Origin of the sequence: Mesorhizobium huakuii (assembly GCF_014189455.1) — a bacterium.
In the GTDB taxonomy this organism is placed as follows: Bacteria; Pseudomonadota; Alphaproteobacteria; order Rhizobiales; family Rhizobiaceae; genus Mesorhizobium; species Mesorhizobium huakuii_A.
Genome location: NZ_CP050296.1, coordinates 2,896,839 through 2,910,893 on the forward strand (window position 1 = coordinate 2,896,839; position 14,055 = coordinate 2,910,893).

The following is a 14,055-nucleotide window of genomic DNA, read 5'->3' on the forward strand; positions in this document are numbered from 1 at the left end:
CCCCGTCGCTTTAAAGCGCGTCGTGTTTGAAGAGAGTCATGCGACGCGCTTCGAGCCTTGGTTTTGATGCAAGTCGTTGTCCCAAAACCGCTTCGCACTTTTGGGCGACATGCATCGGGGCTCAGTCTTCTTCTTCGGTGGCGACGAGCTTCCAGTTCGGATCGCGCGAGCGCGTGTCGCGGGCGAAGGTCCAGACATCCTTGACCTCGGCCACGGTCTCCGGATCGCCGTCGATTACCGCGCCGGCCTTGTCGCGCGTCGCCGAAATCAGCTCGCTGATGATGCGCAGCGTCACATGCGCCTCGCCGCCCTTCATCTCGGCCGACACGATGTCGGCCTTGTCGATGCCGACGAAGGAGGACTGGATCTTTTCGGCCTTGGCCTCGCGTTCGCCGATGGCGGCGACGAAACCATCGAACACCTCGCGCGACAGCAGGTTCTTCAGCGTTTTGCGGTCGCCATCGGCATAGGCCATGACGATCATCTCATAGGCCATCTTGGCGCCGTCGACGAAACCCTTGGGATCGAAGGACGGGTCATTGTCCTTGATCGCGCGCAGGCCCTTGTTGAGATCGGTGTCGGGCTTGGCGAAAGCGTCGATCGCCGTATAGGCGTCGGCCGGCGCCGGCTCGCCCGGCAGCCGCTTGCGCGGCAGCGAAACGACATTTTCCGGCTTCTGCGTGGCGTCCTTGTCGGTGCGCGCCGCCGTGTAGGGATCGAAGGGCGGCCGCTCGCTACCGGTCCGACGGCCCAGCACGTTGCGCAGCTGGAAGAAGATCACCACCGCCGCGATCAGGAAGAAAATCGTGCCGAAGTCGAAGAAGCCCATATCTTCCGCCAATCAATCCCTGCCTCGAGGCCGGACCATCCGGCCAATGGCCGCGGTCGCATAGCGTTCAACATTCAAAGCATATAGAACGCAAGGTGCAATCATTCAAATTAAAGGCAGGCATACCTATCTAACAGCCTCAGTGCCAGCGGCGATTGCCCGCCAAGGGCCAAAACAATCGAAACGACCAATAACGATCGAAAAGGTTGGCAAGACTTGCGCATTTCGCTGCTTCCCTTCTTCCTCCTCGCCCTGCCGCTGCTGGAAATCGCCGGTTTCGTCATCGTCGGCCGCGAGGTCGGCGCGCTGGCGACGGTCGGCCTGGTGCTGGCCTCGAGCATTGCCGGCGTGCTGTTGCTCCGGCACCAGGGTTTTGGCGTCATGGCGCGGGTGCGCGCCGAGATGGACGCCGGCCATGACCCCAGCCGCCATCTTGCCCATGGCGCCATGATTGTGGTCGCCGCGATCCTTCTGATCATCCCCGGCTTCATCACCGACATTATCGGCCTGCTGCTGTTTCTGCCGCCGGTGCGCGACCTTGCCTGGCGCCGGTTCAAGGGCCGCATCGTGGTGGCCACCGATTTCTCGGCCGGCGGCTTTCGCCGGTCGCGCGACAAGGTCATCGACCTCGACGACGGCGACTATTCGCGCGAGGACGATTTCAAGCGCGGCCCGGATCACAATTCGCCCTGGCGGCGTCTGAAGGATGATTAGGTCGCGGCTCTGCCTGTTTTGATCGGTTCTGAGAGCCCAGCGCTGCCCCAGCCGGGCTCCTTTCCTCTCCCTCCGGAGGGGGAGAGGTGGCTCGGCGAAGCCGAGACGGAGTGGGGGAACCACCTGGCAAGCGCCGCGAACGGATATTGAAGGCGCAAGCCTCGCCTCGCCTTGCGCCCAAGGGTCGACCCCCACTCCGTCGAGCTTCGCTCGACACCTCTCCCCCGATCGACGGGGGAGAGGAAGGGCGCCCTTCCGCAACGGCTGCGGAGGACGGGCAGCCAGGTGAGGGGCAGCGCTGACCTCGACGATGATCTCTCCACACCCAACCGCAGCCGACACGAGCCCGAAGGCGGCAAACCTTGTCTTGTCATGCCGGCCATGGTAGCGAACGCCCGATTTCAATTCGGTCAGCAACGCTGCCCAGGGGAAAAGGATATAAGGCTCATGGCCAGCAATGATGACGCGCCGGTCGGCGCTGCCAACGGAAACGGCAACACGGCGGCGCAGCCGTCGCTCAACGTGCTCGCCCAGTATGTGAAGGACCTGTCCTTCGAAAGCCCCGGCGCGCCGAACTCGCTGCGCGGCCGCGACAAGGCGCCCGGCATCGCCATCAACGTCAATGTCAACGCCAACCCGCTCTCCGACAAGCAGTTCGACGTCAATCTGACGCTGAACGCCAAGGCCTCCTTCGACCAGGAAGTGCTGTTCAACGTCGAGCTGGTCTATGGCGGCGTCTTCGCTATTTCGGGGTTCCCGCAGGAGCACATGCTGCCGATCCTGTTCATCGAATGCCCGCGCCTGCTGTTCCCCTTCGCCCGCCAGATCATCGCCGAGGCGACCCGCAATGGCGGCTTCCCGCCGCTGATGCTCGACCCGATCGACTTCGCGCAGATGTTCCAGCAGAAGATCGCCGAAGACCAGGCTGCGTCGAAGGTCAAGGTGAGCTGAGGCTCGGCCGGAACGGACGTTCTGAAAAACCCGGCCTTGCGCCGGGTTTTTTGTTGCCTTGGTGACCTTGGGGCGATCCAGCCCTGGTGGCTGCCGAATTCCGCCACCCCCTCTGGCCGGGCTTCGGGCGTCACCAGCGGCTTCCCCACTCCGTCTCGGCTTCGCCGAGCCACCTCTCCCCCTCCGGAGGGAGAGGAAGGGCGCCAAGGCCGGAGAACTCGCGCTTTTCCTCTCCCCCGTCGATCGGGGAGAGGTGTCGAGCTAAGCTCGACGGAGTGGGGGTCGACCCATGGCTCGATCGTTGTATTTCAATCGACCAGAACCGTTCGGGTGGCGCCTATGGGTGCTGTCCCACCAGCGTTGCCAAGGGCCTACGGCCTGCCGTCTCTGCGGAGCACCGCACAACTCCTGCGGATTCCAGAACACTCCCTCTCGTCACCCAGCCCTATCATCGCCGCCTCAGGCACCCGGCGGTCGCAGCCGCCCCCGCGTTGGCGATTCGTCGGGACGACCCTGCTTCCGTGCATGCCGTTATCCCAAAACCGCTGCCCACTTTTGGGCGGCATGCACCAACAAAAGAGGGAACGACGATGAAATTCATGCTGACCGACCGCAAATTGCATCCCCAGGCCAAGCCCGTCGCCGACGATTTCAAAGCCGGCGCCATCAACCGCCGCGAATATCTGGCCCTCATGGCCGGCCTTGGTGTCAGCGCCGCCGGCGCCCTCGCCTTGGGCGGCCTGGCCGCGACGCCTGCCCGTGCCGCCGAGCCGAAGAAGGGCGGCACCTTGCGCGTCGCCATGAACGTCAAGGGTTTCAAGGATCCGCGCACCTTCGACGGCGTCGAAATGTCCAACGTCGCCCGCCACTGCAACGAATATCTGGTGCGCTGGAACACCGATTTCTCCTTCGAGCCCTGGCTCTTGGAAAAATGGGAGATGAGCGACGACGCCAAAACGCTGACGCTGCATATGCGCAAGGGCGTCACCTGGTCGAACGGCGACACGTTCAACGCCGACGATGTCGTCCACAACCTCACCCGCTGGTGCGAGGCCGGTGTCGCCGGCAATTCGGTCGCCGCGCGCATGGGCGCGCTGGTCAATGCCGACACCAAGAAGGTCGTCGATGGCGGCATCGAGAAGCTCGACGACTTCACCATAAAACTCAATCTGCCGAAGCCCGACATTTCGCTGATCGCCGGCATGGCCGACTATCCCGCTTTGATCATGCACCGCTCCTATGCGGGCGACGGCGACCCCCTGAAGGCGCTCGCCATCACCACCGGGCCCTGCCAGTTGGTGAAATGGGACGCCGAGACCGGCGCCGAGGTGAAGCGCAAGGACAAGCCCTGGTGGAAAGGTGAATTCTATCTGGATGGCATCCAGTGGATCGACTACGGCTCCGACCCCAACGCCATGCTGTCGGCCTTCGAATCCGGCGAGATCGACACCGACCACGAAACCGCCTCCGACGCCGTCTCGCAGACCGACAAGATGGGGCTCAAAAATTCCGAGATCGCCACCGGCTCGACCATCGTCGCCCGCTTCAATGTCGGCAATGCGCCCTATGACGATGTCAAGCTGCGCCGCGCCGCGCAACTCGCCGTCGACAATGCCGCCGTGCTGGCGCTCGGCCTCGGCGGCCGCGGCAAACCCGCCGACAACCACCATGTCGGCCCCATGCATCCCGAATATGCCGATATCGGCCCGGCCAAGCGCGATGTGGAGGCGGCCAAAAAACTGCTCGCCGCCTCCGGCAAGGCCGACCATGAATATGAGCTGATCTCGGTCGACGTCGAATGGCAGAAGAGCACCGGCGACGCGATTGCCGCGCAGATGCGCGAGGCCGGCCTCAAGATCAAGCGCACCGTGCTCCCCGCTGCCACCTTCTGGAACGACTGGAGCAAATACCCCTTCTCCTGCACCGAATGGCTGGGCCGCCCGCTCGGCGTCCAGGTGCTGGCGCTGGCGTACAAATCGGGTGCGGCCTGGAACGAAAGCGCCTACGCCAACAAGGAATTCGACGGCCTCCTCGACAAGGCGCTCGCCACCCCCGACGCCAAGGCCCGCAAGGAGATCATGGCTGAGATCGAGCAGAATTTGCGCGACTCAGGCATCATCATCCAGCCTTACTGGCGCTCGGTGTACCGGACCTATCGCAAGGGGGTGGAGGGCTGCGAGCAGCACCAGGCGCTGGAGCAGCACTTTGAGAAGGTTTGGATTGAGGGGTGAGCCCTTTCCATTCCTGGGTTCCTCGCCCCCCACGGAAGTGGGGAGAGGTGGCCCGGCGAAGCCGGGACGGAGCGGGGGACGCCCTCCGCGAAGCCAAAACCTTATCCGGCATTGGGCTGGATGAAAGGAAGCCCTGTCGGAAGATTCGAAACTAACCTCCCAACGCCGCGCTGGCCCCTCTCCGTCCCGGCTTCGCCGGGCCACCTCTCCCCACTTCGTGGGGCGAGGAACCAGCGCTCTACCGTCCACCCCACACGCACCTCTGAAAATGTTGCTGGAGGCGCTGTTGCGGGTTCCGCATCCCCCCTCACCGCCCACCCCTCACCAACGTCCAGATCCACCCGACAAAAGTCAGCACCAGGAACGGATAGCCTGCCGCCGGCAGTGGCGCCGAGGTCGGCAGCAGGGGCGTGCCCCACAGGATCATGCCAGCCGAGACGACAAATAGCAGGGCGGCCACGAGCGCGGTAAGCCGCATCCACAGCGCAAACGTGCTCGGCGCGCTGACTAGGACCAGCCCCGCCGCCCACAGCGAGATGCCGCCGACATAGGAGGGCACGCTGGCCTCCAGCCCCGCCGCATTGCCTGATAGCAGCAGGCTCTCGCCGGCCAGGAAGGTGAGGAAGCCCGCGGCGACGCAGTCATTGCCGACCCGCTGGTATTTCATGGTGAGCAGCGCGGTGGCCACCACGAGTGCCACGCCGTCGATCGTCCACAGCGTTTCGCGCAGCGGTGCGCTGGCGACGAAGGTGCCGACGAGGCCGAAGGCGCCGCCGATGGCGAGGCCGATTGCGGCGGCGGTGTCCGACGTGGTGCGCATGTGATGTTTCCCCCAAGCTGCCTGAGGATACCGCAGGGCGGGGTCTGATCCAATGCCCGCCGATGGCGAGGCGCTGTTGCCGGTTTGAAGTCCCCGCGCGGTGCCGCTGTCAGCTGGAAATTGCCAAGGCAGTGAAGGAGAAAAAGGCGCAGACTGGGAAAGAACGGTCCGCGGCGCCCGCGCGCCGACAAGGTTGGCCTTGCCCGAGAACCGATATTGGTGCATCGCAGCAGGCCCCTTTACGCTTGCCTTGAAGCCATCCTATTTTGGACGGTCGCAGCCGCGGTGGGCATGGAATGTCGGTACTGCCTTTCCTGAGAATTTACACACCGCTCAACGCGGTGCTGGCTGCGCCTGGGTTGCTGGCGGTGGCTGCGCTCACGATACCAGGCCTGTCCGGACGAAGCACACTGGCTCTGGCTGCCCTGCTTGCCGTCATCTGGGGCGCCTATCTCCTGCAACTGGCCGCGACGCTGCTCAAGCGCCGGGCGGGAGACCTTCGGGACAGGACGCCCAAAATCGCCATCGATGTGCTCGCGGTCTTGGTTCCGCTCGCCGCATTTCTGCTCGTCGGCACGCCCGACCGGAGCCTCTACTGTGCTGTCTGGCTGCTGAAACCGCTGCGCGACTCGACCTTCTTCCCGGTGCTGGGCAGGGTCCTGGCCAACGAAGCGCGCAACCTGATCGGCGTCACCACGCTTTTCGGCGTCGTTCTGTTCGCTGTCGCGCTCGCGGCCTATGTCGTCGAGCGCGACATCCAACCGGAAAAGTTCGGCAGCATCCCCCAGGCCATGTGGTGGGCGGTGGTCACGCTTTCCACCACCGGCTATGGCGACACCATTCCGCAAAGCTTCGCCGGCCGCGTCCTTGCCGGGGCGGTCATGATGAGTGGCATCGGCATCTTCGGGCTCTGGGCCGGCATTCTTGCCACGGGCTTCTATCAGGAGATCCGTCGCGAGGATTTCGTCCGCAATTGGCAATTGGTCGCCACCGTGCCGTTGTTTCAGAAGCTCGGCCCGGCCGTGCTGGTCGAGATCGTGCGCGCGTTGAGACCGCGCACGCTGCCGGCGGGCGCTGTGATCTTCCGCAATGGTGAGGTCGGTGATCGGATGTTCTTCGTCGTCGAGGGGCGCGTCAGCGTCGCGACGCCGAGCCCGGTGGAGCTCGGTCCCGGCGCCTTCTTCGGCGAGATGGCGCTGATCACCGGGGAACGGCGTTCAGCGACCGTCAGCGCCGCAACAGAGGTCTCACTCCTGTCGCTGCACGCGGCCGATTTTCAGATGTTGTGCAGCAGCAGCCCGGAGATCGCGGAAATCATCCGCAAGACCGCGCTTGAGCGCCGCGGCGCGGCACCGACGGCTTGATGCCAATCGTGCAGCTTCGGTGTCGCGGCGGCGGGGGCTTGGGCGCCGGCGGCAGGTCCGCGCTGAGCGGATGCCGCCGACATATGAGGGCACGCTGGCCTCCAGCCCCACCGCATTGCCTGCAGCAGCAGGCTCTCGCCGGCCAAGGAAGGAAGCCCGCGGCGACGCGGTCATTGCCGAGCCGCTGGCATTTCATGGTGATCAGAGCGTTCGCCGCCACGGGGCGACATGCCGTCGATCGTCCAGGGGCGTTTCGCGCAGCGGAGCGCTGGCGACGAAGGTGCCTGAGGTGGAGCGCATGGGATGTCTTACAAGGAGAGGGTACGCCAAGGCGAGCCAGTCTCAATGAGAGATACATGGCCCATGGGAGGTCTATTGAACAATATGAGGCGATGGCAGTCAGGCAATTCCAGTTGGCTCGAAGTCTGCCAGTGAAGGTATTAAGCTGCCAAAGAAACCCAGGCGAGCACAATCTCCCGCAATGTCGGACGATTCCCGGCCGCCAGCGTCGGCCACACTGATCGCGTGCACGAAGCCAGACTACCGATCGTTCTAAACTCTCGACCAAACACGGGCGGGTTAGATAATGATTCTAGATTGAAGTGCGTCAGAACGCTACAGCGCCGGCCAATCCCGTAGAAATTTAGCTGGCAATTATTTGGTTCTTTACCTATTGCTAAAACAACCTATGAAAAGCCAGACACCTCATCAGGGCAAAGAAATATTCATGACATCATTCGTCGATCCGAGTACCGTAACGACTACAGTAGTCGCCGACCTGGTCAAAGCTTCCTTCAATGCCACCGTCAGAGGCGCCTCTTCGACAATTCGCCATGCCTGGAATAAGGTATTCGAAGACTTCGCGCCATACATGGAGGAGACGTATAAAAGAAATAGGAACATTCGAATTCTATGCAAAAAGATAGTGACGTAGACTTGTACGACGTTTTTGTTCACTCAAAATTTAAGTCTGCGGACAATTTGATTTCAGATAGAAAATTGATCGAAAAGTTTATAGAGGGGAAAAATATAGTTATAAATGGCAATGGCGGTGCAGGAAAGACATTTTTTATGCGCCACCTTTGGTTAACGATATTTTCGAATCCAGGTGCGTTGACACCTATATTCTTAGAACTGCGGCAACTGAGCGATCTTACCAAAATTGATTTAAAGACCTTCATCAGGCGGACCATCTCTAATCATCGAGAATTAAGTGAGGATCTATTCGAGCACTTCTGTCAGCAAGGTAGATTTTGCTTCTTGCTTGACGGGTTTGACGAGATAGCTCAAGAGCATAGGGAAGAGCTGCAAAAGCAAATACTTTTGCTTTCCTCTATATATAATAAGTGTTCGTTTGCCGTATCAAGCCGTTTTGAGAAAAGGTTTGCTGGATGGCAGAATTTTGAGATATTTGAGTCAGCGCCATTTGAGCTAGATCAAGTTAAATCGCTGGTCGAGAAGGTTCCATTTGACCAAGAGTCTAAGAAAACTTTTCTCAAGAAGCTCACTCCTGAGTTTTTTAGCCAGAACAAAAGCTTCTTGTCTAATCCGCTTCTCGCCATAATGATGATGATGACGTTTCGAGAGAACATGGACATTCCTCGAAGAATGAATATATTTTACGATCAGGCATTCAATACTCTATATCAGTGGCATGACGCGACTAAGGCGTATAGCCGGTCTAAAGCGCTCGATATCGAGGACTTTCAGAAATCATTCGGAATGTTTTGTTTACTTTCTTACTATAAACAGTCATTTGAATTCACTAAGTCGGAGATAATAAATTATATATCACTCAGCAGTAAGTTTTGTGCGTTTGCGCACTCTCCAGAAGATATATTGGAAGACTACGAAGAATCGGTAAACCTTATCAAGCAGGATGGACTGAAGTACACGTTCATTCACAGATCATTTCAGGAATATTTCGCAGCCTACGCACTAGTTAGAATTGTTCCCGACAAATTCGGCGAATTTCTCACAGAGATAAAGAAAAGAACAAGTGACAATATAATTGCTATGTGTTTTGAGATGAACCCGCGTCTGGTGGTTAAGGAGTATATCGTTCCTGAGATCAAACGTTTTGATGATAAGAAGTTATTTTCTATAAAGAGATCGGAGCCGTTCTATTTTCTCAACCGAACCAAGTCAATTTACACATATATGGTTTCTTACGTGCCGCGAAATACACGCCGGCGCGTAAAATCGGTTACCGAAGGCATGTCGATGGAGATGTCTGAGGAGTTTTCGTATTTTATTGAAAATGTCGGTCGAATTATGGGAAAAAGAACGTCGTCGTTTATCAGAAATTTCAGTCGAGAGCTGCTTTTTGAGCGAGATATGTTCAGGATCTTTGAACCGGTACAGGGGATTACGTCACCGGTTGACGTCTCTGTGCGAGTTACATTTACCCCTGATAAGATAGAGTCGGCGGTTGATTTTGAAAATACACGACCTGACAACGCGGCACAGATAGAGGATCAGATAGCCGTTGAGGTCGACAAATCCAGTGAGTGTTTTTCGAAGGTGGAAGCTCGTATCCGAACGGAAATGAAAGCAATGGAGACGTGGTGTCGAAGTGAGATTGCTAAGGCGGAAAAAGGGGGACGCTCGCTGAACGAGATATTGGGAATTGATTGAGGGGGCCCAATCAGTCAACTCTGTAGCCGCTTCTCAATCCCCCATCTTCAAGGCCTGGATAAACGCCTCCTGCGGAATATCGACCTTGCCGAACTGCCGCATCCGCTTCTTGCCTTCTTTCTGCTTGTCCAGCAGCTTGCGTTTGCGCGAGACGTCGCCGCCGTAGCATTTGGCGGTCACATCCTTGCGCAGCGCCGAGATGGTTTCGCGGGCAATGACCTTGCCGCCGATCGCGGCCTGGATCGGGATCTTGAACAAATGGTGCGGGATCAGCTCCTTCAGCTTCTCGCACATCTGCCTTCCGCGCTTTTCCGCCGCCGTGCGGTGCACCAGCATGGACAGCGCGTCGACCGGCTCCTCATTGACCAGGATCGACATCTTCACCAGATCGCCCTCGCGATAGTCGGTCAGGTGATAGTCGAACGAGGCATAGCCCTTGGAGATCGACTTCAGGCGATCATAGAAGTCGAACACCACTTCGTTGAGCGGCAGATCGTAGGTCAGCATGGCGCGTTTGCCGACATAGGACAGGTCGGCCTGGATGCCGCGCCGGTCCTGGCAGAGCTTTAGAATGCCGCCGAGATAGTCGTCGGGCGTCAATATGGTGGCGCGGATCCACGGCTCCTCGATCGCCGAAATCTTCACCACGTCGGGCATGTCGGCCGGATTGTGCAACTCCTTCACCGAGCCGTCATTGAGCAACAGCCGGTAGACGACGCTCGGTGCGGTGGCGATCAGGTCGAGGTTGAACTCGCGCTCCAGCCGCTCCTGGATGATTTCCAGATGCAGCAAGCCGAGGAAGCCGCAGCGATAGCCGAAGCCGAGCGCGGCACTGGTTTCCATCTCATAAGAGAAAGAAGCGTCGTTGAGGCGCAATTTGCCGACGGCGGCGCGCAGATCCTCGAAATCGGCGGCGTCGACCGGGAACAGGCCGCAGAACACCACCGGCTGCGCCGGCTTGAAGCCGGGCAGGGCATGCGCGGTGGCGCGCTTGTCCTCGGTGATGGTGTCGCCGACGCGCGTGTCGGCCACTTCCTTGATCGAGCCGGTGAAGAAGCCGAATTCGCCGGGGCCAAGCTCGTCGACATTGATGCGGGCCGGCGTGAACACGCCGGTGCGCTCGACCAGATATTTGGCGCCGGTGCCCATCATGCGGATGGTCTGGCCCTTCTTTAAGACGCCGTCGATGATGCGCACCAGCACGATGACGCCGAGATAGGCGTCGTACCAGCTGTCGACCAGCATCGCCTTCAGGGGGGCTGTCGCATCGCCCTCGCGCGGCGGCGGCAATTGGTGAACGATGGCTTCCAGCACATCGGGAATGCCGAGCCCGGTCTTGGCCGAGATCAGCACGGCGTTGGAAGCGTCGATGCCGATCACCTCCTCGACCTGCTCGCGGATGCGCTCCGGCTCGGCGGCCGGCAGGTCGACCTTGTTCAGCACCACGACGATCTCGTGGTTGTTGTCGATCGCCTGGTAGACATTGGCCAGCGTCTGCGCCTCGACGCCCTGGCTGGCGTCGACGACCAGCAGCGAACCCTCGCAGGCGGCCAGCGAACGCGACACTTCATAGGCGAAGTCGACGTGGCCGGGCGTGTCGATGAGGTTGAGGATATAGTCCTCGCCATTGTTGGCGCGGTATTTCAGCCGCACCGTCTGCGCCTTGATGGTGATGCCGCGCTCGCGCTCGATATCCATCGAGTCCAGCACCTGCTCCTTCATGTCGCGCAGTTCCAGCCCGCCGGTGGACTGGATCAGCCGGTCGGCAAGCGTGGATTTGCCATGGTCGATATGGGCGACGATGGAGAAATTGCGGATGTGGTCGAGGGGCGTGCTCATCCGCGCGCTTTAGCAGGGGCGGAAAGCTGCGGCAAGCGGCGGCCTTTGCCGACCGTTTCGGTCGGATCGCGGGAATATCGATAAATTTTAACCAAACGCGTTAGAGCATAATTTGCAACCTGTATGTTAGCCCTGCAGGATATTCTATTGAAAGGGCAGGAAATGCGGGGGGTTGTAGTCAGGTTCCTGGGGTCGCGCCGCGCTCGATGATGCCATTGTTCTTTCTCACCCTGCTGCCGATTATATCCGCGGTCGGCTTTTCGGTCGACTATACCAGCGCGATCCAAACCCGGTCCAACCAGCAGCAGGCGCTGGATGCCGCGCTGCTGTCGATCACCACCATGGACACCACCTCGACGCTGGCGCAGCGCCAGACGGCGCTGCAGGATTCCTTCATCGCCAATGGTGGCCAGGGCACTGCGACGCTGAACAATTTTGTGGCTGGTACCACCACCGCCGCCGCCACCGGCCAGGCCACGGCAACTTTCTCCATGCCGACCATCTTCATGAAGATCGCCAGGATCGACTCCGTCCCGGTTGCCGTCGTGGCGGCGGTCAGCAAGCCGCCGGCGCTGGTCAATGCGACCTTCAAGATCTCCAAGGTGTCGGGCTGGTGGAACAAGACGATGACGCTCTACGGCACCCAATTTGGAGCGACGGCGGCCAAGCCGCTGATGTCCATCGAGTATACCTATAACGGCTTCGGGGATCCGAAGGGCTACGGCACCACGAACGTGTATACGATCACCAACAATGGTGGCGCAGACATCAAGACGCTCGTCCAGTCGCAGGTTTGCACCACCGCCAGGGTGAACAATTTCAACAATCTCCCCGCCGGTGCGATCACGCAGACCAGCGGCAGCACCAAATATCTGACAACCTGCGTCGACACCATGTATCCGGCCAACGGCTCCGGCGCGGCGATCGATGTCAGCCAGATGGGTGGCCTCTCTCTGCAGATGTACGTGCCATCGGGCAACCCGCAATACCTCACATCGGACGATGCGAGCACCTCCAACCGACTCTATAGCGGGGTGGACGCGAACTCCCTGGTCGAGACCGCGACCGGGACGAAGGTCGACATCTTCGCCATCGTGCCTTGTGGCGTCACCAGCTATCAAGCCTGGGAAGATGGTGGCACAACGGTGCCGACTCCGTCCTCAAATGCCGACTTTTTCTACAACGTCACCGGCAAGTGCGACTTCAACAAGCGGCCCTCGGACACAGCGCTGACGCAGTAAGGCTGGAACTGCCGATCGCCCCCCCTCGTCGCAGGGCAATCGCCCATGGCGATTTTGCGTCGCTCGGTCGAGCGCCCGCTTGCCGCGCAAGGTCTGCCCCGGCGGTCACAAAGCGGTGAACACCAGCCCGGCAGCCACAGATGCTTAAACTTTGATCGATCCCTTTAGACCTTGATTTGCCGGCTGCGTGATATCCGCACGCCCGCCAATGTCTATTTGGGGGTAGAGAAATGCTGAGAGTTGCAGGCGGGTTTGCCCGTTCGCGCAGCGGCTCGATGATGCCGCTGTTTCTTCTGAGCCTGGTGCCGCTGATCACCGTCGTCGGCTTCTCGGTCGACTATACCGATGCGGTCGAAACCCGGTCTAACATGCAGTCGGCGCTGGATGCCGCGACGCTGGCCATCACCACGCTGCCGGCGACCACGACGACGGCCGCCCGCCAGCAGGCGCTGCAGGACAATTTCACCGCCAATAACGGGCAGGGCACCGCAACGCTGGTGAGCTTCAACGTCGCCGCCAACGGCACCGTCACCGCGCAAGCCTCGGCGAGCTTCGCCATGCCGACCGATTTCATGACCATTGCCCGGATCAACACCGTGCCGGTCGCCGTAACCTCCGGCGTCAACAAGGCACCAGGCCTGGTGCAGGCGACGTTCAAGGTCACCGGGGTCTCGGGCTGGTGGAACAAGACGATGACGCTCTACGGGACGCAATTCGGTGCCACGGCGGCCAAGCCGCTGATGACGATCGCCTATACCTATGGCAACACCAAGGATCCCAAGGGCTACGGCACCACCATCGTCAGCACCATTACCGGTTCGGGCAGCCAGACCGTCACCACCATGGTCCAGAAACAGGTCTGCACCGTCGGCAACAACCCGCCCAACGGGGTGACGCTTCAGCAGGATTCGTATGGCACGAACTATTACTGTGTCTCTACGATGTATCCGGCCAACAGCGCCGGCGCGGCGATCGACGTCAGCCAGATGGGCGGTCTGTATCTCCAAATGAACGTGCCGTCGGGCAACCCGCAAAACCTCTATTCGAACGACCCGGCCACCTCCAACCGGCTCTACAGCGGAACGGCCGCCAACAGCCTGGTCGAGACCCCCACCGGCCAGACCGTCGACATCTTCTCCATCGTGCCATGCGGCCAGACGAGCTATCAGGCATGGGAAGACGGTGGAACCACTGTGCCGGCGCCGTCCTCCAATGCCGACTTCTTCTACACCGTCACCGGCAAGTGCGACTTCGACCAGCGTCCCTCGCTGACGGCGCTGACGCAGTAGGGTGCTGCTAATCTCCCCCCTCGGGGGGAGATGTCGCCGAAGGCGACAGAGGGGGTCGGCACGACCGGACGCCAACCTTCAAATGCCGCAAAAGGCCGCGCCCAGTCGGACCGACCCCCTCTGGCCTGCCGGCCATCTCC

The 14,055-nt window shown here is 60.3% G+C and carries 10 protein-coding genes; 7 read left to right on the plus strand and 3 right to left on the minus strand.

Features of this window, described 5'->3' with window-relative positions:
• Positions 1-121 precede the first annotated feature (121 nt).
• Positions 122-829 (minus strand): Tim44/TimA family putative adaptor protein, encoded by a 708-nt coding sequence (locus HB778_RS14380; protein WP_183464464.1) that lies wholly within the window; start codon positions 827-829, stop codon positions 122-124.
• A 216-nt stretch (positions 830-1,045) separates the two neighbouring features.
• Between HB778_RS14380 and HB778_RS14385 the strand changes: the two genes are divergently transcribed.
• From HB778_RS14385 to HB778_RS14395, 3 genes are all read left to right on the plus strand, one after another.
• Positions 1,046-1,543 (plus strand): FxsA family protein, encoded by a 498-nt coding sequence (locus tag HB778_RS14385; RefSeq protein ID WP_183464465.1) that lies wholly within the window; start codon positions 1,046-1,048, stop codon positions 1,541-1,543.
• Positions 1,544-1,990: 447 nt separating this feature from the next.
• Positions 1,991-2,494, plus strand: a complete 504-nt coding sequence (gene secB, locus HB778_RS14390; protein ID WP_183464466.1) for a protein-export chaperone SecB — start codon at positions 1,991-1,993, stop codon at positions 2,492-2,494.
• A 590-nt stretch (positions 2,495-3,084) separates the two neighbouring features.
• Positions 3,085-4,725: an ABC transporter substrate-binding protein gene (locus HB778_RS14395; protein ID WP_183464467.1), complete on the plus strand. Its 1,641-nt coding sequence runs from the start codon at positions 3,085-3,087 to the stop codon at positions 4,723-4,725.
• 307 nt (positions 4,726-5,032) lie between these two features.
• Here HB778_RS14395 and HB778_RS14400 read toward each other — a convergent pair whose 3' ends face one another.
• Entirely contained in the window at positions 5,033-5,545 is a 513-nt protein-coding gene (locus tag HB778_RS14400) for a hypothetical protein (protein ID WP_183464468.1), read from the minus strand.
• 296 nt (positions 5,546-5,841) lie between these two features.
• On the opposite strand from HB778_RS14400, the gene HB778_RS14405 reads away from it, so the two are divergent.
• Complete coding sequence (locus HB778_RS14405; RefSeq protein WP_183464469.1) at positions 5,842-6,909, plus strand: cyclic nucleotide-gated potassium channel; 1,068 nt, start codon at positions 5,842-5,844, stop codon at positions 6,907-6,909.
• A gap of 912 nt (positions 6,910-7,821) precedes the next feature.
• Positions 7,822-9,546 carry an NACHT domain-containing protein gene (locus tag HB778_RS14410; RefSeq protein WP_183464470.1) on the plus strand — a complete coding sequence of 575 codons (1,725 nt, stop codon included), beginning with the start codon at positions 7,822-7,824 and terminating at the stop codon, positions 9,544-9,546.
• A gap of 33 nt (positions 9,547-9,579) precedes the next feature.
• Here the strand turns inward: HB778_RS14410 and lepA are convergent, their stop codons facing one another.
• Positions 9,580-11,385, minus strand: coding sequence for a translation elongation factor 4 (lepA, locus tag HB778_RS14415; protein WP_095202822.1), 1,806 nt, complete (start codon positions 11,383-11,385; stop codon positions 9,580-9,582).
• Positions 11,386-11,594: 209 nt separating this feature from the next.
• Between lepA and HB778_RS14420 the strand changes: the two genes are divergently transcribed.
• Positions 11,595-12,626 (plus strand): Tad domain-containing protein, encoded by a 1,032-nt coding sequence (locus HB778_RS14420; protein ID WP_244661982.1) that lies wholly within the window; start codon positions 11,595-11,597, stop codon positions 12,624-12,626.
• 230 nt (positions 12,627-12,856) lie between these two features.
• Positions 12,857-13,915 carry a TadE/TadG family type IV pilus assembly protein gene (locus HB778_RS14425; RefSeq protein ID WP_183464472.1) on the plus strand — a complete coding sequence of 353 codons (1,059 nt, stop codon included), beginning with the start codon at positions 12,857-12,859 and terminating at the stop codon, positions 13,913-13,915.
• Positions 13,916-14,055: the final 140 nt, after the last annotated feature.